The sequence below is a fragment of the Conexibacter stalactiti genome, from assembly GCF_033542075.1.
GTDB lineage: Bacteria > Actinomycetota > Thermoleophilia > Solirubrobacterales > Solirubrobacteraceae > Conexibacter > Conexibacter stalactiti.
Genome location: NZ_JAWSTH010000096.1, coordinates 1 through 24,483, shown reverse-complemented (window position 1 = coordinate 24,483; position 24,483 = coordinate 1). Strand labels below are relative to the sequence as shown.

Here is a 24,483-nt window from a genome sequence, read left to right as displayed (position 1 = left end):
GTTGCCATAGAGGTGAAAGCAGACCTCCAGCCGCAGCGTGTCACGCGCCGCCAGGCCGACCGGCGCCGCGCCGGCGTCGAGCAGCGCATCCCAGACGATCGGCGCATGGGCCGGCGGCAGCAACAGCTCGACACCGTCCTCACCGGTGTAGCCGGTCCCGCAGACCAGCGCCGGCACGCCCGCGACGGTCGCCTCGACGGTCTTGAAGCGGCCGGGCAGCGCCTCGCCCTGCGCCAACAGCGACTCGACCAGCGCGCGCGCTCTCGGTCCCTGCACCGCCAGCATCGCGTAGTCCGACGCGCGATCGATCACCTCAACCCCGTCCGCCTCGGCAGCGTGACGCTGGAACCAGGCGAGGTCCTTCGCATGGTTGGCGGCGTTCGTCACCGTCAGATAACGATCCTCGGCGAGACGGTACGTGAAGAGATCGTCCAGCACACCGCCGTCCTCCCGGCACAGCACGCTGTACTGCGCCCCGCCGACCGCGATCTTCGACACGTCATTGGAGAGGATCCGCTGCAGGAACGCGAGCGCACCCGGCCCGGCCGTCTCGACCTCACCCATGTGCGAGACGTCGAAGACGCCGACGCCCTCACGCACGGCGAGGTGCTCGGCTCTGATCCCGGCCGGATACTGGACCGGCATCTCCCAGCCCGCGAACGGCACCAGCTTGGCGCCCGCGGCCTGATGACGGCCATGGAGTGAGGTGAGACGCATGTGACGACCTCGGAGCACGGTGGACCAGCGGTCCAGTGGATTAGTGGCTGGACCAGTGTGCCACAGCGTCAACCGACATGCCGCACGGCGACGCGCGCATCGCGGGCGAAGGCGACGTAGTGGCTGCGGCCGTCGGCGCCGAGCTGACGCACCCGTGCCCGCCAGAACAGCTCGAAGCTGTCGAGCAGCGAGGCGCCGCGGCTGCCGAGGAACGGCTCCTCCATCAGCTCGACCGCCTCGCCGTCCAGCTCCACGACGTCCCCGGCGGCCAGCTCCCCCACCGGCTTGATCACGCTCCTCATGGCAGCAGGCCGATCGTCGGCACGTCCTCCGGGCGCTCGCCCGGCTCCTCCTGCGCCTGCGCGCCGCGCTCCCGCACGGGGCCGGCGCCGTGGCGCACGCCGACGTCGCCGCCGACGTCGTAGGCCTGCAGGCGCGGCACGACCTCGCGCGCGAGCAGGTCGTAGTTCGCCGCCGAGACCTCGGGCGGCATGTTGCCGAACGACGGCGCCATCACGACGGCGCCCGCGTCGAGCCGGTCGACGTAGCCGAGCACTCTCTCGACGACCTGATCGGGCGTGCCCCACACCTGCAGGTCGGCGAGGAACGAGCAGAAGCGGTCGAGCCCGTGCTTCTCGATGTTGCGGCTCAGCGCGGCGTAGTACTCGTAGCCCTCGATCTGCGCGAAGCCGACGTTGTCGAACTCGTAGTGCTCGACCGTCGAGCGCGCGTAGCGCTGGAGGTAGACGTCGCGCAGCGTCTGCGCCTCCTCCTCGGTCGGGGCGACGCCGACGAAGACGCAGAGGATCGGCTTGGGCGCCTCCTCGCCGTTGACCTCCAGGTAGCGCCTGCGGTAGTTCGCCATCTCGGCCTCGACCGTCTCCCACGGCTTCTGCGCGATCACCATCAGACCCGCGCCCAGGCCGGCCATCAGGTCGATCGACTGCGGCGAGATCGCCGAGGCGAACGTGCGGCCGCGGTAGGGCGCGAACGGGCGCGGCCGCAGTTCGACTCTCGGCTGTCTGTAGAACTCGCCGGCGTACTCCATGAAGCCCGAGTCGAGCCCGTTGAGGATCGCCTCGGCGTATTCGCTGAAGCGGCGGCGCGACTCGCCCATCTGCAGGCGGAAGCCGTCGAACTCGACGCGGCCCAGTCCGCGGCCGATCCCGAGCATGCCGCGACCGCCGGAGAGGTGGTCGAGCATGACGAAGTTCTCGGCGGTGCGGATCGGGTCCTGCCACGGCAGCACCGAGACCATCGTCCCGAGCTTCAGCGTCGAGGTCTGGGAGGCGAGCCAGGCGAGGAACTGCGGGACGTTCGGGGTCAGCTGATAGGAGGTGAAGTGGTGTTCCGGCACCCAGACCGACTCGAACCCCGAGCTCTCGGCACGCGCCGCCAGCTCGAGCTCGTGCCGGTAGACGTCGGCATCGGAGAGGTCGTCGTCGACGTTCTGGAAGATGAGTGAGAGCCCGGTGTGCATGTCAATTACCTCTGTCGGTTCGGGAAATCAGTCCGGCTGATCGGCTGCGACGGCCCAGTTCGGGGCACGTCTCGCGAGGAACGCCCGGCGGCCCTCCGCCGCGTCGGGCCCGGCCAAGATGCGTGCGAGGACGGCGTCGTTGAGGCGCCACAGCGTCTCCTCGTCGGGGATCGACGCGCGGCCGGCCAGCTCGCGCGTCGCGCGCACCGCCGACGGCGACGCCTGCGCGATCGCCCGCACCGAGCGCATCGCCTCGTCCGCCAACCGCGCGGCCGGGACGACGCGCGCGATCAAGCCGATCGCCAGCGCCTCGGCGGCGTCCACGAGCCGCCCGGTCAGCAGCAGCTCCATCGCGCTCGCCGCGGGGATCCGCCGCGGCAGCCGCACGAGCCCGCCCGCGCCGGCGACGACGCCGATCGACGCCTCGGGGAAGCCGAAGCGCGCCGTGTCGGACGCGAGCGCGAAGTCACACGCGAGCGCCAGCTCCATGCCGCCGCCGACCGCGTCGCCGTTGATCGCGGCGACGAGCGGCTTCGTGCGCGGGTAGCGCACGACGCCGCCGAAGCCGCCGACGGGGTCGATCAGCTGACCGGGATCCTGCTCGGCGGCGCTCAGGTCGGAGCCGACGCAGAAGTGGCGGGTCCCCGCCGCGGTCAGCAGCCCGACGCGCAGCTCCGTCGTCTCCTCCAGCTCGCGCAGGGCGCGGGTCAGCCCGCTGGTGACCGCGCCGTCGATCGCGTTGCCCTTGGCGCGGCGGTCGATCGTGATCTCGAGGACGGCGCCATCGCGCCGGGTGCGTACGGGATGTGGTTCCAAGTCGTTTCCGGAGGGGGACACGAGGCGCTCGTCGGTCGCCCCGTCGGATGGATACTGTCGCGCCAGTATACCTTTGGACGGCAAAGGAATCCACTGGTCGATTCACACTGCTGCGACCGTCGGCCGGCACTCAACGAGCGCCGGCCGACGCTCGGCTCACCTCACTGGTCGACGCCCCACGCCTTGCGGTAGAGCGCCTGGTAGTCGTACGGCGGGACCCAGTCGTCGCCGCTCGGGAAGTCGTGCTCCTCGTCGAACAGCTTCACCCCGATGCCGGAGTTCACGTCGGGATCCTCCTCGTTGAGGATCCGGTTGAGGCTGTCGATCGCCGCGTAGCCCTCCCAGCCGTAGGAGAGGCCGTAGCCGTACTGCGCCTTGCCGTCGCGGATCAGCGCGATCCCCTCCGGCAGCCCCTCGCCGACGCTGACGAGCAGATCGCGGCGCGCGGTCTGAATCGCGCCTATCAGGCCGCCCTGCATGATCGCGCTGTAGGCCGGGATGACGGTGTTGACGTCGGCGTTCTTGAGCAGGAACGACTCCGCCTTGCCCTGCAGTCTCGTGCCGATGTCGCCGATCGGGAACAGCAGCAACTCGATGCTGCAGCCGCCGCACTCCTTCACCGCCGCCTCGACCGTTCTGCCGACGGCGACGCTCGCCGCGCTGGTGCTGTCGGTCGCGAAGCCGATGTGGGCCTCGCCGTCGAGCTTGTCGATCGCGTAGCGCGCCTGCGCGATCGAGACCTCGTCGACCCACTCCTGGAAGGAGCCGTCGCCGGCGTTGTATCTGATCGTGTAGGTGAACAGCGACGGGGCGGCCGAGTCGCTCTGGTCGCAGTCGCGCCCGTTGGAGTTGACGACGGGGATGCCGGCGTCTCTGGCCGCCTGCAGCGGCTCGCGGATGTACTCGCAGTCGACGTAGTAGGTGAAGATGCCGTCGACTCTCTGCGCGACCGCGTTCTGGATTCCCGGTCCGGTCGAGACCGGGTCGCCGTTGGCCGCGTCGATCAGCGTCGTTCTCCAGCCGAGAGCCTCGGCCGCCTCTCTGGCGGCGTTGATCTCGAGGCCGCAGCTCGGGATCACCGTCTGCCCGCAGGAGACAAGCGCGATGTGCTTGCCGGCCTGCGGTCTCGGCGATCTCTCCGGCGGCGGCAGGAACGTGCCCTTCTCGCTCAGGTATCTCTCGACGAGCGCCGCGTTCTCCTCCAGGTATGCCGCGTCGCCCCCGCCGGCGGACGTCGTCGCGGTGCTCGTCCCCGTGGTCTCGCTCCCCGATTCACTGCTGCCGCAGGCGGCGATGAACACCGCGAGCAGCAGGAGCGCCGTCACTGCAAGTGTGCGTCTCATGGACAGTCCTTCGACTCGTGATTGACCATACGACCGGCGCCGCGGCGGTCGGCCGCGGCGCCCGCATCGGAGCTGCGTCTACGACGTTTCGAGCTGCCGTCCGCGCTGGCGCGCGAAGACGTTGGCGAAGCCGACGCCGACCAGCAGCGCCAGGCCGCTGGCGAGCGCGCTGACGCTGGCCGCGGCGCCCGCGAGCGTCAGCCCGCTGTTGAGCGCCCCGAGGAACGCGATCGCGGCGATCAGCCCGCCGACGTTCCACTGCCCCGGGCGCACCGCGACCGCGCCGAGGAAGACCGCGGCGAACGCCGGGATCGTGAAGCCGGGCCCGACGGTCGGGTTGCCGGCGCCGCTGCGCGCCAGCAGGATCACGCCCGCGATCCCCGCCAGCACGCCGCTGACGATCAGCGCCAGCGCGGTCAGCCGCTCGACCCGCAGGCCGACGAGCTTGGCCGCCTGGCGGTTGGCGCCGGTCGCGTACAGGCTGCGGCCGAACGGCGTCATCCGCATCAGGTAGTGCACCACGGCGGCGACGATCGCGGCCAGCCAGAAGAGCGTCGGGATGCCGAGCACCTCGCCCGTGCCGAGCGTGTTGAAGGTGCGCGGCAGGCCGCTGACGATGCTGTTGCCGCCGGTCTCCAGGTCGACGACGCCGGCGATGATGATCGTCATCGCGAACGTCGCGATCACCGAGTTGATCTTGGTCGTCGTGATCAGCACGGCGACGACGGCGCCGACGACGGCGCCGGCCGCGATCCCGGCCAGCGCCGCGAGCGCGAACGAGCCCGAGCTGGCGCCGACCTGCGCCGCGTAGATCGAGGCCATGCCGGCCGCCGCGCCGGGCGTGAAGTTCCAGACGCCGGCGACCATCGGCACCAGCACGGCGAGCGCGACGACCATCAGCACCGCCTGGTCGACGAGCACGATCCGCAGGTTCGCCATCGTGAAGAAGGTGTCCGAGGAGGCCGGCAGCAGCGCGAAGAAGGCGATCACGGCGATCGTCAGCAGGATCAGGCCGTAGGCCTCGGCGAAGTCCAGCAGCCGGCGTCTGCGCGCCGGGGCGGGACGCGCCCCCTCGGGCGAGGACTCGACCGCGGGCGCGGTGCTCGACTGGACGCTCACGACACAACCTCCACGGAATGGATCCGGTCGATCAGGCGATCGACGGTGATCGGCGACTCACGCACTTCGTGGACGATCCGCCCGCGTCGCATCACCAGCACGCGATCGCAGGTGTCCGCCAGCTCCTCGAGCATCGACGAGGCGACGATCACGCCGGCCCCGTCGGCGGCGGCGCGCCGCACGACCGACCACAGCTCCTCGCGCGCGCCGACGTCGATCCCCTGCGTCGGCTCGTCGAGCAGCACGAGCCGGCGGCCCGGCCGGCTCAGCCAGCGGGCCATCACGACCTTCTGCTGGTTGCCGCCCGACAGCTGCGCGATCGGCTGCTCGGGCGAGGAGGCGCGCACGAGGAAGCGGCCGAACGCGGCGTGCACGTCGCGCCGCTCCTGCCGCCCGCGCACCCAGCCGCGGCGCCAGTATCTGCCGACTCCCCCGGCCGTCAGGTTCTCGGCGACGGTCAGCGAGTCGAAGACGCCGTAGGTGGCGCGGTCGCCGGGGACGAAGGCCATGCCGGCGACGATCGCGTCGCTGATCGAGCCCGGCTTGACCGCGCGCCCGTCGATCGCGACCGTCCCGCAGTCGCGCTGCTGGGCGCCGAACAGCAGCCGCAGCAGCGTCGAGGTGCCGGCGCCGGCGAGCCCGGTGAGCCCGACGATCTCCCCCTCCCCGACGGTCAGCGAGACGTCGCTGACGCTGCCGCCGCCGATCGCCTCGGCCGCCAGCACCGTCGCGCCGCCGCGCAGCCGCGCCGTGTCCGCGACGTGCGGGACGACGGGCCGGCCGGCGATCAGCTCGATCAGCTCGTCGTGGGTCAGCTCGGCGCGCGGCTTCGTCGCGGTGCGGCGGCCGTCGCGCAGCGCCGTGACGGTGTCGGCGACCTCCATCACCTCGTCGAGGCGGTGCGAGACGAACAGCACGGCCGTGCCGTCGCTGGCGTAGCGGCGCAGCGCCGCCAGCAGGATCTCGACCTCGGCCGGCGGCAGCGCCGCGGTCGGCTCGTCGAGCACCAGCACGTGGGCGCGGCTGTCGGCCTGGTCCTGCAGCGCGCGGGCGATCGTCAGCATCGCCTGGGCGGCCGGGCCGAGCGTGCGCAGCGGGGCGCCGGGGTCGGCGTCGATGTGGAACCGCTCCAGCACCGCCTCGACGCGGCGGCGCACGCGGCGCTCGCTGATCAGCTTGCCGGGCCCCGTCTCCCAGCCGCGCCCGATCGAGAGGTTCTCCGCGACCGTCAGCTCCGGGAAGGTGCTCTGCGCCTGGTGGACGAAGCGGAAGCCGGCGGCCTCGGCGAGCGCCGGCGTCGCCGAGCGCAGGTCGGTCGCGCCGCCCGGCGTCTCCAGCCGGCCGGCGTCGGCCGTGTGGACGCCGGCGAGGATCTTGATGAGCGTCGACTTGCCCGAGCCGTTGCCGCCGACCAGCGCGTGGATCTCCCCGGCGGCGATCTCCAGCTCGACGTCGTCGAGCGCGAGCGTGCCGGCGAAGCGCTTCGTGACGCCGCTGACGCGCGCTGCCGGGGCGGTGCTCATCGTCCGGCCCCGGCCAGCAGCTCGTCGGCGCAGCGCTCGCCGATCATCATCACGGTCATGCACGGGTTGACCGTCACGATCGCCGGCAGCACCGAGGCGTCGGCGACGCGCAGGCGGCCGACCCCGTTGACGCGCAGCCTGCTGTCGACGACGGCGAGCGGGTCGTCGTCGGCGCCGAGCTTGCAGGTGCCGGCCGGATGTCCGACCGTGGCGCCGGCCGTGCGCGCGTACTCCGACAGCGCCGCGCGCTCGACGACGTCGGGGCCCGGCGCCAGCTCGCGCTTGATGAAGCGCGCCAGCTCCGGCTGGGCCGCGACCTCGCGCGCCACGCGGAACCCTTCGAGCATGATCCGCTCGTCGTAGCCGTCCGGGTCGCTGAAGTAGCCGGTGTCGATCACGAGCTGCGCGGTCGGGTCGGCCGAGCGCAGCCTGACGCTGCCCTCGCTGCGGGCGCGCGTGACGTTGGGATGCATCGCGAGCATCGCCTCGGAGGTCGGATAGCCGCGCGCGCTCGTGTACGGCGAGTAGCCGTCGGTGTCGAAGTGGATCATCACCTCGGGGTACTCCGAGCCGCCCTCGACGCAGGCGAACAGCGCCGACTCCCAGTGCGTGAACGTCAGCTCGTTGCTGACCGCCTCGGTCGCCTCGAACAGCAGCAGGCCGTCGGGGTGGTCGACGAGGTGCTTGCCGACGCCGGGCAGGTCGACGACGGGGTCGACGCCGGCCGCGCTCAGCTCGCCGGCCGGGCCGATGCCGGACAGCAGCAGCGTCTTCGCCGAGCCGAAGGTGCCGCCGCAGAGGACGACCTCCTCGCGGGCGAAGATCCGCCCCAGCGTCGTGTCGATCCCGATCGCCTCGCCGCGGTCGTCGAGCACCACGCGCAGGACCGTCTCGTCGGTCACGACGCGCAGGCCCTTCGAGCGCTCGGCGAGCGGGAAGAGGTAGGCGGCGGCGCTCGACTCGCGCAGCTCGCCGCGGCGGTTCTGTTTCAGCGTGCCGACGCCCTCGCGCACGTTCGGCGCGCCGAAGTCGACCAGCGGCAGGCCGGTGCTCTGCGCCGCCGCGAGGAAGCCGTCGACCCACGGATGCCCGGGGTGGGGATCCTCCAGGTTGACCATCGAGAAGACGCGCTCGAAGTAGGGCGCGCACTCCTCCGTCGACCACCCCTGCAGCCCGCCGCGCGCCCACTCCTCGAAGTCCCAGTCGGGCGCTCTGAAGGCGATGCACGAGTTGTGCGCGCTGCAGCCGCCGAGCACCTTCGCCTGCGCGTATCTCATGAGGTCGTTGCCGCGCGAGCCGGGCTCGGTGCGGTAGTCGAAGTCCAGCTCGGTCCCGAGCATCTCGACGTAGCGCCGCAGGACGGTGACGCGGCCGTCCGCGTCGCCGACCGGGCCGGCCTCGACCAGGATCACCTCAGCGCCGGCGTCCGAGAGCCGCCGGGCCAGGATCGAGCCCGCCGTCCCGCCGCCGGCGATGATGTAGTCCGCTGACCGAATCAATGTGCTTGCCTCTCTGAAAGAACCGGATGACGATGCGTCGGGGGGGCGCCGCTAGCCGGCGAGCAGAAGGACCTTCGTCTCGAGGTACGCCAGGACACCTTCGGGACCGCCTTCGCGGCCGAGACCCGACTGCTTGTAGCCGCCGAACGGCTGCACGCTGCAGATGTCCCAGGTGTTGACCCCGACCTGACCGGTGCGGATCCGGCGGGCGATCTGCTCGGCCGCCTCCGGATCGCTGGAGAAGACCGCGCCCGAGAGCCCGTACGGCGAGTCGTTGGCGATCGCGACGGCCTCGTCGACGTCGTCGAACGGGATCACGACCAGGAACGGTCCGAAGACCTCCTCCTGCGCGATCCGCATGCTGTTGTCGACGTCGGCGAAGACCGTCGCCTCGACGAACCAGCCGTGGTCGAGGCCCTCCGGCCGTCCGCCGCCGATCACCAGGCGCGCGCCCTCCTCGCGGCCGAGCGCGACGTACTGCTCGATCCGCTCGCGCTGCCGCTCGGCGACGACCGGGCCGAGCATCGTCTGCGGGTCGTTGGGGTCGCCGACCTTCCACTGCGCGATCGCGCCTCTGAGCCCCTCGATCAGCTCCTCCTGCCGCGCGCGCGGGACGAGGATCCGCGTCAGCGCCGCGCAGACCTGGCCGTTGTGGCCGATGCCGGCGGCGACGAGCGTCGGCAGCACCTCTTCGAGCGGGATGTCATCCGCGATGATCGCCGCCGACTTGCCGCCCAGCTCGAGCGTGACCGGGCGCACCCGCTCGCCGCAGAGTGCGCCGATGCGGCGGCCGGTCTCGGTGCTGCCGGTGAAGGCGACCTTGTCGACGCCGGGGTGCGTGACGAGGTATTCGGCCGCCTCCCGCCCCGCCGGCAGCACGCTGATCACGCCGGGCGGGAAGTCAGCGGCCGCGAGCGCGTCGGCGAACAGCATCAGGCTCGTGAGGCCCTCCTCGGCCGGCTTCAGCACGACCGTGCAGCCGGCGGCCAGCGCCGGCGCGACCTTCAGCGCGGCGCCCGCGACCGGCCCGTTCCAGGGGATGATCGCCGCGACGACGCCGATCGGCTCGCGCACGACGCGCGTGCGGCGTCTGCCGTCCCAGCCGCGCTCCTCCTCGAACGGCACGCGCTCGTGGATCGTGACGGCGTCCTCGAGGATCGGCATCGCGAGCTGCTGACCCCACAGCGAGATCGCGGCCGGCGCGCCGACGTCGGCGGTGAAGGCGGCGGCCATCTGCTCCAGGCGCTTCTCCGTCTCGTCGCGCAGTCTCGCGAGGTACCGCGCACGCTCGGCCGGCGAGAGCCGCGGCCACGGCCCGTCGTCGAAGGCCGCGCGCGCCGCGGCGACGGCCGCGTCGACGTCGGGCGTCTGCGCCGCGGCGACGCGCGCGATGACCTGCTCGGTCAGCGGCGAGATCACGTCGATCTTGGCGTCGCTGGAGGGCTCGACCCACTCGCCTCCGATCAGCAGACGGTCGAACGTCGTCACGCTGTCCTGCGTCGTCTCAGAAGCCACGTTGCCCTCTCCTTGCTGCTCGGTTGCGTTGCCTGACTGCGTCACGCCGCTCACGAGGGGCTCCCGAGCGCGACCGAGACGTTGCGGGCGATCGTGTGGTCCTCGAGCGCGTAGATCGAGGCGTCGCGGCCGCCGCCGGAGTCGCCCAGCCCGCCCCACGGCAGCTCCAGCGAGGCGACCATGTGCGTGTTGATCCAGGTCGTCCCGCAGCGCAGCGTGCGCGCCAGCCGCAGCCCGCGCGCGACGTCGGCGCTCCAGATCGATCCGCTGAGCCCGTAGGGCGTCCCGTTGGCGAGCGCGATCGCCTCGTCCTCGTCGCCGAACTGCTGCAGCGTGATCACCGGCCCGAACGTCTCCTGCTGCACGATCGGATCGGACTGCTCGACGTCCCAGACGAGCGTCGGCGCGACGTAGAAGCCCTCGTCGGGCAGCGCGCGGCGCGTGCCGGCCGTGCTCGCGCCCGCGCGCACCGCGCCGCCGACGAGGTCGGCGAGCCGCGTGCGCTGCGCGGCGGAGACGACCGGTCCGACCTCGACCTCTTCGTCGTCCGGCGCGCCGACCGCGACCGACTCGATCATCTCCGCGAGCGCGTCGCGCACGGTCGCGGCCGCGTCGCGGTGGACGAGCACGCGGGCCGCCGCGCCGCACTCCTGCCCGGAGTTCCAGAAGGAGGCGAGCCGCAGCGTCTGCGCGAGCGCGTCGACGTCGGCGTCGGGGAAGACGACGACGGGCGCGTTGCCGCCCAGCTCCAGGTGCAGGCGCTTCATCGTCGGCGCCGCGGCGGCGGCGATCAGCCGCCCGGCGCGCGGGCTGCCGGTCATGCTGATCATCGCGACGCCGGGGTGCGCGGCGAGCCGCGCGCCGGCGGTCGCGCCGTCGCCGACGACGACGTTCAGCACGCCGGGCGGGAGCACGTCCTCTGCCAGCTCGCAGAGCCGCAGCAGGCTCAGCGGCGTCAGCTCCGACGGCTTGACGACGACCGTGTTGCCGGCCGCCAGCGCCGGCGCGAACTTCGCCGCCGCGGTCGACAGCGGGTAGTTCCACGGCACGATGCAGCCGACGACGCCGACCGGGTCGCGGCGCACCATCGTCGTCACGTCGCGCGTGTACTCGCCGGCCGCCACGCCCTCCATCACGCGCGCGGCGCCGGCGAAGAAGCGCAGCACGTCGACGGTCAGCGCCGGCTCCAGCGCGGCCACCTGACCTGGCTTGCCGACGTTGCGCTGCTCGATCGCGGCCAGCTCGTCGTCGTTCTGCTCGACGACCGCGGCGAGCCGCAGCAGCGCGTCGGCGCGCTCGGCCGGGGTGCACTCGGCCCAGCCACGCCCGGCCGCGACGGCCGCCCGCACGGCGTCGTCGACGTCGCCGGTCGAGGCGTCGCGCGCCTGCGCGATCGTCGCGCCCGAGGCCGGGTCGACGATCGCGCGCAGCCGCTCGCCGGCCGGCGCGCGGAAGGCGCCGCCGATCAGGTTGCGCACGTGCACGGGGTCGCTCACGGCCACGCCGGGACGTCCTTCACGACGCCGAGGTCGGCGTCGTTGAGCGTGTCGCCGAACTCGTCGATCCGCACGACCTCGCCGTCGCGCCAGGTCGAGATCAGGACGACCTCGTTGCGGTAGTCGGCGCCGTCTGCCGTCCGCGCCCTCACGCGCACCTTGACGAGCGCGCTGTCGCCGTCGGCCAGCGCGAGCGCGACCTCGCGCTCGACGCTGCCGGCCTGCAGCGCACCTCCGCCGGGCGTCAGCGCGAGCGCCGCGGCCGTCTGCGCGCGGCCCGCGTGCGGCCCGGCGCCGAGGCTCTCCGGCGGGTGGTGGACGACGTCCTGCGCCAGCAGGGCGGCGATCGCCGCCGCGTCGCCGGCGACGTAGGCCAGGGTGAGGCGGTCGGTCAGCTCTCGGGTCTGCTCTGTGCTCATCGCGCGGCGCTCTCTCTCGCGTCGTTTCAGCTCGTCGGCGAGCCGGTCTCGCCGACTCTGGTGAGGTTCATCTGGGCGTAGCGCAGCGTGTCGGGGTACTCCTCGACGCGGTGGATCCGCCCGTCGCGCCAGTGGAAGACCCACACGTAGTGGTTGTCGTAGCGCCCGCCGGCCTTGAACTCCCCCGTCATGTGGATCCGCTGCACGGAGACGTCACCGTCGACCAGCGTCTGCTGCACCTCGCGTCTGATCGTCTCGGCGTGCATGAAGGCGTGGACGGCGGTGCCGCTGAGGCCGAGGGCGACGCCGTCGGGGTCGCTCGCCTGCAGCGACGGCCGGTCGGTCTCGCCGAGGCTCGGCGGCACGACGAGCACCACGTCGTCGGTCAGGAGCGGCAGGATCGCCGCGGCGTCGCCGGCGGCTCGCGCCTGCGCGAGCCGCTCGGTCAGGGCGCGGGTCTGATCGGTCGTCATGTCGTTCCTCTCAGGTCTTGGCGAGCTTCGCAATGCCGCTCTGGACGATCCGCAACGTGTCGGGGTGCTCCTCGACGCGCGCGACGAGCCCGTCGCGCCACACGTAGATGCAGACGTACTCGTTGTCGTAGTCGGCCTCCTCGACGGTCCGCCCCGACAGCCGGCTCTTGACGACCGAGAGGTCGCCGTCGACGATCGTCCGCAACACCTCGCGGACGATCGTCTCGGCCTGCAGGTAGGTCTTGGCGACCGCGCCGCCGAGCACCGTCGCGACGGCGTCGCGACCGCGGACGGCGGCGATGCCGAGGCTGGCCGGCGTCTCCAGCACGACGTCCTCGGCGAGCAGCCGCGCGATCGCGTCGGCGTCGCCGGCCTCGCGCGCGGCCGTCAGGCGCGCGGTGCCGCTGCGGGTGCGCTCGTCACTCATGCGCTCCACGTCTCCCGGAAGAAGCGGACCCAGTTGCCGCCCAGCACCTTGCGCGCGACCTCGTCGGCGAGGCCGGCGTCGCGCAGCAGCCGCGGCAGCGACGACCACTCCGCCATCGTCTCGAAGCCGCGCGGCCAGTTGTTGGCGACGGTCATCTCTCGCTGCGGGAAGTCCCTGTGGAACGCCTGCAGGTAGGCGCCGAACCCGCCCGGCTTGTCGATCATCGCCGTCGTCGGCGGCCCGCCCCGCCACCAGCCCGGTCCGGGATCGTCGTCGGAGTCCTGCGAGAGCATGTGGTCGGTGCCGATCCCGACGGCGTCCTCCCCCAGCAGCTCGACCATGCTCACGACGTGGTCGACGACGTCCTGCATCGTCGGGAAGTGGTTCGGGTCGCCGTTCCAGATGCCCGCGCCGAGCGCGAGCACACCGACGACCCCGCCCGCGTCCGCGATCTCTCTCAGGACGTGGTCGGACTTGTTGCGCGGCGCGTCGTAGACGGCGCGGCGGTTGACGTGCGTCGCGGCGACGGGGACCGTCGAGGCCTCGATGATGTCGAGCGTCGAGCGCTCCCCGACGTGCGAGACGTCGATGCTGATGCCGACCTCGTTGAGCGCGGCGACGAGCTGGCGCCCGGCGCGCGAGAGGCCGGCGTCGCGCGCCTCCATGTAGCCGTCGGCGTACGCGTTGGCGTAGTTGTAGACCGGCTGCACGACGCGAATGCCCAGCTCGCGCAGCAGCTCCGGCAGGCGCGCGTCCCACTCGACCCCGGTCAGGTCCTGCAGGCCGAGGATGACGCCGACCCTGTCGTCGGCGCCGAGCAGGTCGAGCTGCGCCGGCCCGTCGACGTGGAACATGTGCGCGGCCGACTCGCGCAGCCGGCGCTTGACGTCCATCGTGTCGTGCGTGATCGCCTGCAGCGCGCTCGTATGACCCATCCAGCCCGCGCTGAGGTCCCACACCACGGTCGTCGAGACGTGCACGGCGGAGAGCCCGCTGACGGCCAGGTCGTCGGTCCAGCCGCGGAAGTCCAGGCCGAGCGCGTCGATGCACACGTCTCTCGCAACGGCTTCGGGCATGCGTCCTTCTCGTTCGTTCACTGAATTCACCTCACCGGGCGGGCTGTGGCGTCGCGCTCGGGTTGTGCGCCACGAGCACCTCGCGCTCGCGCCGGTCGAGCAGCCTCTTGCAGACCGACCCGATCCGCGCGGAGTCGTCGCTGCCGGCGATGAACATCTCGGCGCCGCGTGCGCCGACCACGATCGTCGTCGCGCCGAACTCGGCCGCCGCGGCGAGCAGCTCGTCGGCCGGGTCGCCGTCGCGCGCCGAGCGCGTCGTCGTCGTGGCGCCGGCGTCCGCGAGCAGTCTCTGCGTCCGCTCCAGCGCCTTCTGCTGCGCCCGTCGCTCCGAGGCGAAGCCCCCGGTGACCGTGACGGCGACGAGCAGGTAGCGGGCGCCGGAGCCGAACACCGCCGCTGCGCGCAGCGCGGCCAGCCGCGCGTTCAACGACCCGTCGACGCCGATGACGACCCGCGCCTCGGACGTGCCGGACGGCGTCTCCGCGCTCATCGCGACGCGGGCTGCGGGAGGTCGGCCTGCGTGCCGCGGAGGCCCGGCAGCACCTTGTCGCGGAACAGCTCGAGGCTGCCCATCACGGAGTCGAAGCCGGGGTCGTGGTAGAAGAGGTCGAGGCTGACGCCGTTGTAGCCGAGCTGCTCGCGCAGCTGGATTCCTTCGAGCACCTCCTCGGGCGTCCCGATCAGGACGCTCTCCTCGATGTCCTCGACGCTGAGCGTGACCTCGTCGCCGCCGCCCTGGTTGACCATCTTGCCGTCGATGAATCTCGGCGCTCCGACCAGCAGGCCGCGCATCTGCGCCACCTGCTTCTCGACGATCCGCTCCTTGATGCGGAGGATCTCGCCCTCGTCCTCGGAGACGAAGACCTGCGTCAGCACGTCGACTCTGGGGCGCTCGACGGTGTCGGGCAGCTCGTCGGCCGCCTCGTGGAACCACTGCGCCTGCTTGCGCAGCAGCTCGACCGGCTCGCGCAGCGAGGTCGTGACGACGTTGAAGCCGTGGCTCGCCGCCCAGCGGATGCTGTCGCGCGAGGTGCTGCCGAGCCAGATCGGGATGCGGCGCTCCTTGTAGGTGCGCGGCATGATCGTGGTCGCCTCGGGCACCTTGTAGAACTCGCCGTCGGCGGTGACGTCGCGCTCGCCGAACAGCCGCTCGAGGAACAGGACGCCTTCCTGGAAGCGGTCGCGGCTGCGGGCCATCGTCCCGCCGAGCCGCCGCGCCTCGTAGTCGATCGACCCGCGCGAGAGGCCGATCTCGACGCGGCCCTCGGTCAGGTTGTCGGCGAGCGCGGCCTCGCCGGCGAAGCGCAGGAGGTTGTCGTGCAGGACGATCGGGGCGACCGTCGTGCGCACCTTGACGTTCTCGATCTGGGCCGCGAGGTGGGCCGCCATCACGAACGGGCCCGGCACGTTGAGCATGTCAACGAAGTGGTGCTCGGGGATGTCGAACGTCGACACCCCCAATTCAGCGGCAGCGAACTTCGCCAGCTCGACGTTCTGCCGATACACCTCGTGGTGCTCGGCGCCGGGAGTCGAGCCCAGGTTGCAGGGAACGTAGAAGTTCAACGCGATCATCTGTGAATCAACCCTCGATTGTCGCTCTAGACAGCGAGTACGGACATGGGTGGCGTACTCGTTCGGGGGACGAGTCACGCGCTCGGCAGCAGCACCTCTCCAAAGTGATACTGTCTCGCCAGTATACCTCTGCGCTGAAGGGTGTCAAGCGATTTTCACCGTGAGATCGCCCGTCACCCGCGCGGTCACCTCGGCGCTCGCAGAGGTGACTGGCGGCGTCACCTCGGCGCTCGCAGAGGTGACTGGTGGCGTCAGGCCGCGCCTGGGCCGCGCTCAGCGCGCGGCCGTCTCACGCAGGCGCAGCGCCTTCTTCTCGACCTTTCCGACGGAGGTGTGCGGCAGCTCCGCGGGGAACTCGACGACCGTCGGCACCTTGAACGCCGCCAGCCGCTCGCGACAGTGGTCGGTGACCTCCTCGACCGTGAGCTGCGCCCCCGGTACCGTCACCACGAAGGCCTTGACGGCCTCGTCGCGGATCGCGTCGGGCACGCCGATCACCGCCACCTCGGCGATCGCCGGGTGCGCCATCAGGACCCCCTCCACCTCGGCGGCCGAGACGTTCTCGCCCGAGCGCTTGATCATGTCCTTCACGCGGTCGACGTAGAAGAGGTAGCCGTCGGCGTCGAGGCGGCCGAGGTCGCCGGTGTGCAGCCAGCCGTCGCGGATCGCCGCGTCGGTCGCCTCCTGGTTCTTGTAGTACCCCTGCATCAGCGTGAAGCCGGGGCGGCCGAAGACGGTGATCTCGCCGACCTCGCCGACCGGCACCGGCTCGCCGTCCTCGCCGACGATGCGGACCAGCCGCTCGACCGCCGGACGCCCGACCGACGGCCAGCGCCGGTCGCCGAAGACGGGCGTCACCGAGACGACGGTCATCGCCTCCGTCAGGCCGTAGGCGTTCATCAGCTCGACGCCGAAGCGCTGCTCGAAGGCGGCCTTCTCGGCGTCGGTCACGTTGAGCGCGTAGAAGACGCGGCGCAGCTCGTGCTCGGCGTCGTCGGGCCGCTCCGGCTGCGCCAGCAGGGTCCGCACGATCGCCGAGCTCATCGAGGTCTGCGTCGCGCGGTGGCGGCGGAGCTGGTCGATGAAGCGCGATGCGCTGTAGGTCTGCAGGAAGGTCGCGGTCGCGCCGAGCGTGAGCGTGCTCAGCAGCGTGATCGTCTGCGCGTTGACGTGGAAGAACGGCAGGCACGTCAGCAGCCGATCGGAGGGGTCCAGCCCCTGGATCATCCACTCGCGCTCGCCCGCGTGCAGGCAGTTGGCGTGTGTCAGCACGACCGCCTTCGGCGCGGCGGTCGTGCCCGAGGTGAAGAGCATCTGGATCGGCGCGTCGGGCGCCAGCCGCACCTGCGGCGCGCGGCCGTCGTGCAGCGGCACGTCCTCGAAGCGGACGACGCCGGGCGGCGGCGCCGCGGCGCCGAGCACGACGAGCGTCCGGACCGCCGGCAGCTCGGGCAGCAGCTCCATGTACAGCTCGAGGAACTCGGCTTCCGTGATCACCATCTCGGCGTCGGAGTACGAGGTGACGTAGTGCGTCTCGCGCGCGGTGTTCTGCGTGATCGTCAGCACCGTGACGGCGCCGAGCCGGGCGAGCGCGAACCAGCTCATCAGCAGCTCGGGCCGGTTGCGCATCCGCAGCGCGACCTTCATCCCCTCGCGCACACCGCGACTGGCGAGGCCGGCGGCGAGCGCCTCGACCTCGCGCTGCCAGCGGGCGTAGGTGAAGCGCACGACCGCGCCATCGGCGTCCTCGAAGACGAGGAAGTCCTTGTCACCGTGACTGTCCGCGCGCTCGCGCAGGAGGTCGTTGACGGTGCGCAGGCCGACCTGGTCGACCACGCTCAGGTTCGTCATCCAATCACCTCGTGTCGAGTGCTCGCTCGTGCAGACATACCCTCTCCTCCGTCATGGGTAGACTGGCGCGTCAGTTTAGCAGCGGCGTCCAGGCTGAACAGAGCCCTGGCAGGTCCCCGGCAAGCGCCGTCGCGCCAGCCTCGTTCAGGGGGTGAAGACGATCTTCCCGAAGAGGTCGCCGGAGGCCATCGCCTCGAAGCCGGCGCGCGCCTCGGCCAGCGGCAGCACCCGGTCGACGACCGGCCGCACGCCGGTGTCCTCCAAGAGCCGCAGCAGCTGGACCAGCTCGTCGCGCGTGCCGACCTTGCTCCCGAGCACGTTGAGCTGGAGGAAGAACAGGCGCGCCAGCTCGGCCGGAGGATCGAAGCCGCTGGTCGCGCCGGCGACGACGAGCGTCCCGCCCGGCCGCAGCGACCGCAGCGAGTGGCCCCAGGTCGCCTCGCCGACCGTCTCCAGCACCACGTCCACGCGCTCGGGCAGCCGCGCGCCGGTCGCGAACGCCTGGTCGGCGCGCTGCTCCAGCGCCCGCGCGCGCTTGGACTCGTCTCGCGAGGTCACCCAGATCCGCAGGCCGGTCACGCGCCCAAGCGCGATCGCCGCCGTCGCCACGCCGCCGCCGGCGCCCTGCACGAGCACCGTCTGGCCGGGCTGCGCGCGTGCCTTCACGAACAGCATCCGGTACGCGGTCAGCCACGCGGAGGGCAGGCAGGCGGCCTCTTCGAACGACAGCCCGGCCGGCTTCGGCACGAGGTTTCGCCGCGGCACCATCACCCGCTCGGCCATCGCGCCCTGGTGCAGGTCCGACAGCAGCGTCCCCTCGGGGTCGAGCGTCTCGTCGCCGCGCCACTCGTCGCGGCTGATGACCGGGTGCACGATCACTTCGTTGCCGTCCTCGTCGACGCCCGCGGCGTCGGTCCCGAGGATCATCGGCAGCTGGTCCTCGCGCAGGCCCGGCCCGCGCAGCGCCCACAGGTCGTGGTGGTTGAGCGCCGCCGCCCGCACCCTCACGACCGCCCAGCCCTGCGGCGGGTCGGGATCAGGGCGCTCGCCGACGCCGAGGCCCGAGAGCGGGTCCTCCGCCGAGATCGATCTGACGTACACGGCGATCATCGGGTCATCTCGCTCCGGTCTCGCGCAGCAGGAACTTCTGGACCTTGCCGGTCGCGGTGCGCGGCAGCTCGCGGCGCTGCTCGAAGAGCGTCGGGCACTTGAAGCCGGCGAGGTGCTCACGACAGTGGTCGATCAGCTGCTGCTCGTCGAGGCTGACGCCGTCGCGCAGCACGACGACGGCCTTCGGCGTCTCCCCCCAGCGCTCGTGCGGGACGCCGATGATCGCGGCATCGACGACGTCGGGGTGCTGGTAGAGGACGGCCTCGACCTCGAGCGAGGAGACGTTCTCCCCGCCCGTCACGATCACGTCCTTCTTGCGGTCGGTGATCCGCAGCACGCCGTCCTCCAGCGTCCCGCCGTCGCCGGTGTGGAACCAGCCGTCGGCGCGCACGGCCTGCCGGTACAGCTCGGGCTTGTTCCAGTAGCCATCCATCGTCTTGGCGGTGCGCGCGAGGATCTCGCCGTGCTCGTCGGCTCTGAGCTGGACCCCGACGAGCGGGGCGCCCGCGGCGGCCAGGCGGCGCGCGCGCTCGGACGGCGAGAGACCCTCGGAGCGCAGGATGCGGTTGGTCGTCAGCACAGGGGCCGTCTCGGTGAGGCCGTAGGCCTGGATCATCTCCCAGCCGGTCGTGCGCTCGAACTGCTCGATGATCGCGGCGGGAGTCGGCGCGCCGCCCGAGACCATCCGGGCGACGCCGTCGCCCGGCACCGCCGCGCCGGCGTCGCGCAATGCCGCCGCGGCCTGCTCGATCGTGGCCGCGACGGGCGCCGCGCCGCACAGCAGCGTGATCCCGTGCGCGGCGACGCGGCGCAGGATCTCGGGCCCGCGGACCTCGCGCTGGATCGCCTGCGGCACGCCGAGCGCGGCGCAGGCGAGCGGCAGGCCCCAGCCGTTGACGTGGAACGTCGGCAGCGTGTGCAGGTAGCGGTCGCCCTCGGTCAGCCCGAAGCCCCAGCCGACGGTGGCGGCGTTGAGCCAGTGGCTGCGGTGCGACAGGACGACGCCCTTGGGCGCCGCCGTCGTGCCTGAGGTGTAGTTGATCGTCGCCGGCGCCTCCTCGGCGACGGCGGGCCATTCGCGCGGCGCGGCGGCGGGCGCGAACAGCGCCGCGTCCTGCTCGCCGTCCAGCACGATCCGCCGCGGCGCGGTGACCGACGCGAAGCGCTCGTCGAGCTCCGGGTCGACGAGCAGCAGCGACACGCCCGCGTCGTCGACGATGTACTGCGCCTCCGCGGCCGTCAGGCGGAAGTTGACGGGCACGAGGATGCGGCCGCTGCCGGTCGTCGCGTACAGCGCGATCAGCAGCTTCGCCGCGTTGGGCGAGACGATCGCCACGCGCTCGCCCGGCGCGACGCCCAGCTCGTCCAACGCGGAGACCATGCCGTCGCAGCGAGCCAGCAGCTCGCCGTAGGTGAGTTCGCCGAGGCCGCCCGGGACGCCGGGCTCGTCCACGACCGCGAGCCGGGCGGCATGGACGGCACGGGCGCGGTGGCAGAAGTCGGCGGTGGTCAGTGGCACGTTCATAAGGCTCTTGGCGCGCCAGTATACATATGGGCCATTCGCTTGTCACCGCTTTCAATCACGCCAATTGAGTTCCCCGTACGACACGCGGCTATCTGATCCAGTGGTAATGTGGCGCAACCGTGCCTGCGCCCACTTCCGAGTCCGCTCGAAGACGACACCAGGACATCCTCGCCGCTGCCACGGACCTCTTCGGGCGCAAGGGATGGCCCGTGACGACGACCGACGAGGTCGCCGCACAGGCCGGTGTCACCAAGCGGACCCTCTACAAGTACTTCGGCAGCAAGCAGGCGCTGCTCTACGAGGTCGGTAAGTCGATCACCGACATCAGCCGCGCCCGCGCGCAGACGCTCGCGACGCTGGAGGGCTCGCCCGGCGACCGCATGCGGACGGTCATCGTCAGCTACATCGACCTCGTCTCCGCCTGGCAGGTCCGCTACGCGGTCTTCCTCGAGGAGATGAAGCACCTCGACGACGCGCAGCTGGCCCACGTGCGCGAGATCGGCACGGAGTGGGTCGCGCTCGTGCGCGGCATCATCGAGGACGGCCAGAGGTCGGGCGACTTCGACAGAGGCCACGACGCGACGGTCGCCGCCTTCACGATCCTCGAGCTGCTCAACGGCATGACCTACTGGGTGCGGGGCGACGGCGCCTGGTCCCAGGCGCAGCTCGCCGACCACACGACCAGACTCGTCTTCGCCGGTCTAGCGGTCGATCAGGCCGCGTAACAGCAGCCCGGTCACCTGACCGATGACCTCGTCCCGGCTGAGGCGGCCGCGCGGGCGGTACCAGCGGTACATCGTCGCCAGCGCGTAGAGGATGCTGACCGCCGCGATGCCGCTGTCGACGTTGCGCCGAGGCGCCTCGGCGAGCGCGTCCTCGATCGCCTCGGCCAGCAGCAGGCGCACGGCGTCGGAACGACGCTCGGCCTTTCTGCGCGCCTTCGGCTCGAGGTACTTGAGGTCCTCCAGCGACGTCGCGAAGTCGCTCGGACGGCTGAGCGCGTAGTCGACGAAGGCGGCCAGCATCCGCTCGACGCGCTCGGCGGCCGTGCCGCCCGCGTTGCGCGCCTCCGTCAGACGGCGCACCAGCTCCTCGGTCATCCGCCGCTGGATCGCCTCGAGGATCGCCTGCTTGTTCTCGAAGTGGTAGTAGACGGTCCCGCGCAGCTCGCCGACGGCGTCGGCGATCTCCTCCGTCGTCGTGCCCGCGTAGCTCTTGCGCGCGAACAACTCGGCGGCCTCGTCCAGCACGCGCTCGCGCAGCGCGACGGACACGGCGGTGGGCGTGGAGGCCTGCGGACCGGTGCGTGAAGCCACGACCGTACTGTACCGGGACCCGGGTACTGGCGGGCCAGTCCCTACCGCGGCGAGTCGCGCCGCGCGAGCAGGCGCTGAACCCGCCGTTATCGGCAGCCGCACAGCCCCGCTTGATGCCGGTGTCACAGCATCGGCGAAACGACGTCACCGCCCCGCGCGACCGCCCGCCGCCTGCCACACTCACCCACTCGATGGGAGGACGACCTGACCATGGAGGGTCAGTCGCCGGCGGCATGCGGGGTCACGCGTCAGTCGGCGTGCTCGCTGCGCTGACGCTGACGCTGGCACTGCTGTTCGCGCCGGCCGCTCACGCGGCCGTGACGGGCTCGGTCCCGTTCACGAACGACGGCAGCTGCACCTACCGGTATTGGACGGTCCCGGCCGATGTGACGCTGGTGACCGCGACGGTCGTCGGCGGCGCCGGCGGCCACAGCAAGCACACCGGGCACGGCGGGCTCGGCGCCTCCGTCGTCGCGGACCTCGCGGTCAGCCCCGGGGACCAGCTCGCGATCAACGTCGGCGTGTGGGGCAACGGCGGCGGCTGCGGCATCGCGCACGGCGGCTCCAGCGGCGACGCCAGCTCCGGCACCGGCCGCGACGGCCACGACGGCGGCAGCGGCTCGATCCTCTCCAGCTACAACGCCCGCACCGGCGCGATCACGCAGCTGATCGTCGCGGGCGGCGGGGGCGGCGGCGGCGGCAACGGCCAGCACGGCGGCGGGCCCGGCGCGGACGGCGGCAGATCCCTGCTTCCCGGCACCTCCGGCACCGGCGCCTTCGCCGGCAGCGGCGGCGGCTCCGGCGGCTGCAGCGGCTGCCGCGTCGGGCCCAACGGCACTTCCGGCGGCGACTCGATAAGCCCCTCGGGCGCGGGCGGCGGCGGGGGCGGCGGCTACCCCTACTCCGGCGCGGGCGGCAATGGCGCCCACCTCGGCGGCGGCGGTGGCGGCGGCGCCGGCGAGTCCTATACCGCGCCCGGCGTGACGGTCGACAGCATCGGCGCCAGCGACCGCGCCTGCGCGTGGCCCGACGGCGCCTCCGCCGATTGCGACGGCCGGGTGACGCTCGAGTGGGACAACCGGCCGACCGACATCGCCGTCAACGCCGGGGACGGGCAGCAGGTCACGGCCGGCAGCAGCTTCCCGCTGCCGCTGACCGCCATCGTCACGAACGCCGAGAACCAGCCGGTCGACGGCGTCTCCGTCACCTTCACGCTGCCGAACTCGAGCGCGGGCGCGACCTTCACGAGCGGCCCGGCGACGACCGCGACCGTCCTCACCGGCCCGGACGGCCACGCCGTCTCACCGATGCTGGAGGCGAACGGCACCGCCGGCCCGTGGCGCGCGACCGCCTCCGCCCCCGAGATCGGCTCCACCGCCTTCACGCTCACCAACACCGCCGCTCCGACCGTCACCCACCTCACCACCGCGACCCCGACCTCCGTCGCCGGTGAGCCGGTCACGTTCAGCGCCAAGGTCGCGACCGCGACCGCCCCGTACGCCAACTGGACGGGCACCGTGCAGTTCATCCTCGACGGAGCACCCGTCGGCGCCCCGGTGCCGGTCGGCGACGACGGCGACAGCGCCACCTTCTCGACCCGCTTCGGCGTCGACGGCTCGAGCGTCGGCACCCACACCGTCGAGGCGGTCTACGCCGGCGACGGCAACCACGTCGGCAGCAGATCGAACGTCGTCACCCAGACGGTCGTCCCGGCGGCCACCGCCACCACGATCACGCCATCGCCGCGCGTCTCCGACACCGGCGAGGCCGTCACGCTGACCGCCCAGGTGCGGGCAGAGACCGCCGCCGCCGGCGCGATCCCGGCGGGGACCGTCGACTTCTACGTCTCCCCCTCGCCCGGCGCGCCAGCGGTCCTGCTGCGTCAGGACGTCGAACTGGACGCGGGCGGCCGCGCCGTCTTCGTCACGCCCGCGCTTGGCGCCCCGGGCGCATACGACGTCCGCGTCGAGTTCTCCGGCGGGCCCAGCTTCGCGGCGAGCACGGGAACGGCGACGCAGAACGTCGGCCCGGCCGCGACCGCCACGCTCGTCACCAGCAGCGTGAACCCGTCCGTCTCGGGCGAGCCGTTCCTGCTGACCGCGACCGTCGGCCGCGCGGGCGACGCCGGCGCCGCACCGGTCGGGAACGTGACCTTCTCCGCCGGCGGCAGAGCGCTGTGCCCGGCGACCCCGGTCCACGAGGACGACGATCCCGGCGATGGCGACGGCGTCGCGACCTGCCTCGTCGCGGGCGGTCTGGAGGCGCGGCCGAACCTCATCACCGTTGCCTTCACCGACCCCGATCCGGCCGGCGGCTACGACCCGAGCCAGGGCTCGCTGACCCAGCAGATCGTCGCGGCGCGCACCACCACGACGCTCACCGCGACCCCGACGACCGGCGTCTTCGGCACCGACGTGCGCGTGCGCGCGCGGGTCGCCCCCGTCGCGCCCGGCGCCGGCCTGGCGAACGGCACCGTCCAGTTCTTCGTCGACGACCTCGCCGCCGGGACGCCGGTCGAGGTCGTGCGCGGCGTCGCGACGTCGGACCCGATCGCGGGCCTGACGGTCGGCGCGCACCGGATCGAGGCCGCCTACGAGGACGACAGCGACCCGGTCGCCATGCGCGCGAGCAGCGGCGCCCTCACCTTCACCGTCCAGCGCGCGCCGACGACGCTCGCGATCACCTCCGACGCCCAGCCGGCCCCCGCCGCGCACCCCGTCGTGCTGACGGCGCACGCCCAGGCGGGCGGCGATGCGGGCCCGGTCTCCGGCAACGTCCAGTTCCTCGTCGACGGCGCCGCCGCCGGCGACGCCGTCCCGCTGCGAGACGGCCTCGCGCAGTCGGCGCCGCTGCGCCTGCCCGCCGGCGCGCACGCGGTCGTCGCGCAGCTCAACGGCGGGACCCGCTTCGCGCCGGCGCTCGCGACCTTCACGCAGCACGTGTCGCCCGCGTCGCCGTTCACGCCGCCGCCCTCCGCGCTGACGCCGGCGGAGGCCGCGGCTGCCGCCGCTGCGGCAGCGGCCGAACGACCGCTGGTCTCGCTCGAGACCGCGCGTGTCGAGGCCGGCGCCAGCGGCGTCGCGAACGTCGTGCTCGGCTGCCGCGCGCCGGCCGGCGCGCGATGCGCCGGCCGCCTCACCTTCACGAGCGGCACGCGCCTTCCCGCCCGGCTGCTCGGCGCCCCGGGCGCGCGCGGCTGGCGCGCT

At 72.6% G+C, this 24,483-nt stretch carries 22 protein-coding genes; 2 read left to right on the top strand and 20 right to left on the bottom strand.

Annotated features, from left to right (window positions below; all coding sequences use genetic code 11):
• The 19 genes from gcvT to R7226_RS24950 all read right to left on the bottom strand — a co-directional run.
• The coding region (gene gcvT / locus R7226_RS25040) for a glycine cleavage system aminomethyltransferase GcvT (protein ID WP_318600104.1) at nucleotides 1-717 on the bottom strand (717 nt) is incomplete at its 3' end.
• A gap of 68 nt (nucleotides 718-785) precedes the next feature.
• On the bottom strand, nucleotides 786-1,019 hold the full coding sequence (locus tag R7226_RS25035) for a hypothetical protein (RefSeq protein WP_318600103.1): 234 nt from the start codon (nucleotides 1,017-1,019) through the stop codon (nucleotides 786-788).
• Entirely contained in the window at nucleotides 1,016-2,197 is a 1,182-nt protein-coding gene (locus tag R7226_RS25030) for an LLM class flavin-dependent oxidoreductase (RefSeq protein WP_318600102.1), read from the bottom strand. The genes R7226_RS25035 and R7226_RS25030 overlap by 4 nt, the downstream gene beginning before the upstream one ends.
• A gap of 27 nt (nucleotides 2,198-2,224) precedes the next feature.
• Nucleotides 2,225-3,034: an enoyl-CoA hydratase/isomerase family protein gene (locus R7226_RS25025; protein ID WP_318600101.1), complete on the bottom strand. Its 810-nt coding sequence runs from the start codon at nucleotides 3,032-3,034 to the stop codon at nucleotides 2,225-2,227.
• A 140-nt stretch (nucleotides 3,035-3,174) separates the two neighbouring features.
• Nucleotides 3,175-4,356 carry a sugar ABC transporter substrate-binding protein gene (locus tag R7226_RS25020; protein ID WP_318600100.1) on the bottom strand — a complete coding sequence of 394 codons (1,182 nt, stop codon included), beginning with the start codon at nucleotides 4,354-4,356 and terminating at the stop codon, nucleotides 3,175-3,177.
• A gap of 78 nt (nucleotides 4,357-4,434) precedes the next feature.
• Entirely contained in the window at nucleotides 4,435-5,475 is a 1,041-nt protein-coding gene (locus tag R7226_RS25015; protein WP_318600099.1) for an ABC transporter permease, read from the bottom strand.
• Entirely contained in the window at nucleotides 5,472-6,998 is a 1,527-nt protein-coding gene (locus R7226_RS25010) for a sugar ABC transporter ATP-binding protein (RefSeq protein WP_318600098.1), read from the bottom strand. The genes R7226_RS25015 and R7226_RS25010 overlap by 4 nt, the downstream gene beginning before the upstream one ends.
• A complete protein-coding gene (locus tag R7226_RS25005; RefSeq protein WP_318600097.1) occupies nucleotides 6,995-8,497 on the bottom strand; it encodes a GMC family oxidoreductase in 1,503 nt (500 codons plus the stop codon). Before R7226_RS25005 ends, R7226_RS25010 begins: the two co-directional genes overlap by 4 nt.
• Before the next feature lie 51 nt (nucleotides 8,498-8,548).
• Nucleotides 8,549-10,012 carry an aldehyde dehydrogenase gene (locus R7226_RS25000; RefSeq protein ID WP_318600096.1) on the bottom strand — a complete coding sequence of 488 codons (1,464 nt, stop codon included), beginning with the start codon at nucleotides 10,010-10,012 and terminating at the stop codon, nucleotides 8,549-8,551.
• A 50-nt stretch (nucleotides 10,013-10,062) separates the two neighbouring features.
• Nucleotides 10,063-11,514, bottom strand: a complete 1,452-nt coding sequence (locus R7226_RS24995; RefSeq protein ID WP_318600095.1) for an aldehyde dehydrogenase family protein — start codon at nucleotides 11,512-11,514, stop codon at nucleotides 10,063-10,065.
• Nucleotides 11,505-11,927 carry a nuclear transport factor 2 family protein gene (locus R7226_RS24990; protein WP_318600094.1) on the bottom strand — a complete coding sequence of 141 codons (423 nt, stop codon included), beginning with the start codon at nucleotides 11,925-11,927 and terminating at the stop codon, nucleotides 11,505-11,507. The genes R7226_RS24995 and R7226_RS24990 overlap by 10 nt, the downstream gene beginning before the upstream one ends.
• Before the next feature lie 26 nt (nucleotides 11,928-11,953).
• Entirely contained in the window at nucleotides 11,954-12,400 is a 447-nt protein-coding gene (locus R7226_RS24985; RefSeq protein ID WP_318600093.1) for a nuclear transport factor 2 family protein, read from the bottom strand.
• A 10-nt stretch (nucleotides 12,401-12,410) separates the two neighbouring features.
• Nucleotides 12,411-12,827 carry a nuclear transport factor 2 family protein gene (locus tag R7226_RS24980; RefSeq protein WP_318600092.1) on the bottom strand — a complete coding sequence of 139 codons (417 nt, stop codon included), beginning with the start codon at nucleotides 12,825-12,827 and terminating at the stop codon, nucleotides 12,411-12,413.
• Complete coding sequence (locus R7226_RS24975) at nucleotides 12,824-13,903, bottom strand: dipeptidase (protein ID WP_318600091.1); 1,080 nt, start codon at nucleotides 13,901-13,903, stop codon at nucleotides 12,824-12,826. Before R7226_RS24975 ends, R7226_RS24980 begins: the two co-directional genes overlap by 4 nt.
• 31 nt (nucleotides 13,904-13,934) lie before the next feature.
• On the bottom strand, nucleotides 13,935-14,393 hold the full coding sequence (locus R7226_RS24970; RefSeq protein ID WP_318600090.1) for a universal stress protein: 459 nt from the start codon (nucleotides 14,391-14,393) through the stop codon (nucleotides 13,935-13,937).
• On the bottom strand, nucleotides 14,390-15,475 hold the full coding sequence (locus R7226_RS24965) for an LLM class flavin-dependent oxidoreductase (RefSeq protein ID WP_318600089.1): 1,086 nt from the start codon (nucleotides 15,473-15,475) through the stop codon (nucleotides 14,390-14,392). Before R7226_RS24965 ends, R7226_RS24970 begins: the two co-directional genes overlap by 4 nt.
• Before the next feature lie 273 nt (nucleotides 15,476-15,748).
• Nucleotides 15,749-17,326 carry an AMP-binding protein gene (locus R7226_RS24960; protein WP_318600088.1) on the bottom strand — a complete coding sequence of 526 codons (1,578 nt, stop codon included), beginning with the start codon at nucleotides 17,324-17,326 and terminating at the stop codon, nucleotides 15,749-15,751.
• A gap of 144 nt (nucleotides 17,327-17,470) precedes the next feature.
• On the bottom strand, nucleotides 17,471-18,436 hold the full coding sequence (locus R7226_RS24955) for a zinc-binding dehydrogenase (protein WP_318600087.1): 966 nt from the start codon (nucleotides 18,434-18,436) through the stop codon (nucleotides 17,471-17,473).
• Nucleotides 18,437-18,440: 4 nt separating this feature from the next.
• On the bottom strand, nucleotides 18,441-19,961 hold the full coding sequence (locus R7226_RS24950; RefSeq protein WP_404827900.1) for a class I adenylate-forming enzyme family protein: 1,521 nt from the start codon (nucleotides 19,959-19,961) through the stop codon (nucleotides 18,441-18,443).
• Between the two features lie 119 nt (nucleotides 19,962-20,080).
• Here R7226_RS24950 and R7226_RS24945 point away from each other — a divergent pair, with 119 nt between their 5' ends.
• Complete coding sequence (locus tag R7226_RS24945) at nucleotides 20,081-20,686, top strand: TetR/AcrR family transcriptional regulator (RefSeq protein WP_318600085.1); 606 nt, start codon at nucleotides 20,081-20,083, stop codon at nucleotides 20,684-20,686.
• On the opposite strand, the gene R7226_RS24940 is transcribed toward R7226_RS24945, so the two are convergent.
• Complete coding sequence (locus R7226_RS24940) at nucleotides 20,663-21,277, bottom strand: TetR/AcrR family transcriptional regulator (protein WP_318600084.1); 615 nt, start codon at nucleotides 21,275-21,277, stop codon at nucleotides 20,663-20,665. The two genes, R7226_RS24945 and R7226_RS24940, sit on opposite strands and share 24 nt — an antisense overlap.
• 191 nt (nucleotides 21,278-21,468) lie before the next feature.
• On the opposite strand from R7226_RS24940, the gene R7226_RS24935 reads away from it, so the two are divergent.
• On the top strand, nucleotides 21,469-24,483 hold a 3,015-nt coding region (locus R7226_RS24935; protein WP_318600083.1), incomplete at its 3' end, for an Ig-like domain-containing protein.

Bases quoted from the DNA above. Each gene is read 5' to 3' on its own strand.
- R7226_RS25035 (WP_318600103.1), bottom strand. From the start codon at position 1,019: ATGAGGAGCGTGATCAAGCCGGTGGGGGAGCTGGCCGCCGGGGACGTC.
- R7226_RS25030 (WP_318600102.1), bottom strand. From the start codon at position 2,197: ATGCACACCGGGCTCTCACTCATCTTCCAGAACGTCGACGACGACCTC.
- R7226_RS25020 (WP_318600100.1), bottom strand. From the start codon at position 4,356: ATGAGACGCACACTTGCAGTGACGGCGCTCCTGCTGCTCGCGGTGTTC.
- R7226_RS25010 (WP_318600098.1), bottom strand. From the start codon at position 6,998: ATGAGCACCGCCCCGGCAGCGCGCGTCAGCGGCGTCACGAAGCGCTTC.
- R7226_RS24990 (WP_318600094.1), bottom strand. From the start codon at position 11,927: ATGAGCACAGAGCAGACCCGAGAGCTGACCGACCGCCTCACCCTGGCC.
- R7226_RS24985 (WP_318600093.1), bottom strand. From the start codon at position 12,400: ATGACGACCGATCAGACCCGCGCCCTGACCGAGCGGCTCGCGCAGGCG.
- R7226_RS24980 (WP_318600092.1), bottom strand. From the start codon at position 12,827: ATGAGTGACGAGCGCACCCGCAGCGGCACCGCGCGCCTGACGGCCGCG.
- R7226_RS24975 (WP_318600091.1), bottom strand. From the start codon at position 13,903: ATGCCCGAAGCCGTTGCGAGAGACGTGTGCATCGACGCGCTCGGCCTG.
- R7226_RS24970 (WP_318600090.1), bottom strand. From the start codon at position 14,393: ATGAGCGCGGAGACGCCGTCCGGCACGTCCGAGGCGCGGGTCGTCATC.
- R7226_RS24965 (WP_318600089.1), bottom strand. From the start codon at position 15,475: ATGATCGCGTTGAACTTCTACGTTCCCTGCAACCTGGGCTCGACTCCC.
- R7226_RS24960 (WP_318600088.1), bottom strand. From the start codon at position 17,326: ATGACGAACCTGAGCGTGGTCGACCAGGTCGGCCTGCGCACCGTCAAC.
- R7226_RS24955 (WP_318600087.1), bottom strand. From the start codon at position 18,436: ATGATCGCCGTGTACGTCAGATCGATCTCGGCGGAGGACCCGCTCTCG.
- R7226_RS24950 (WP_404827900.1), bottom strand. From the start codon at position 19,961: ATGAACGTGCCACTGACCACCGCCGACTTCTGCCACCGCGCCCGTGCC.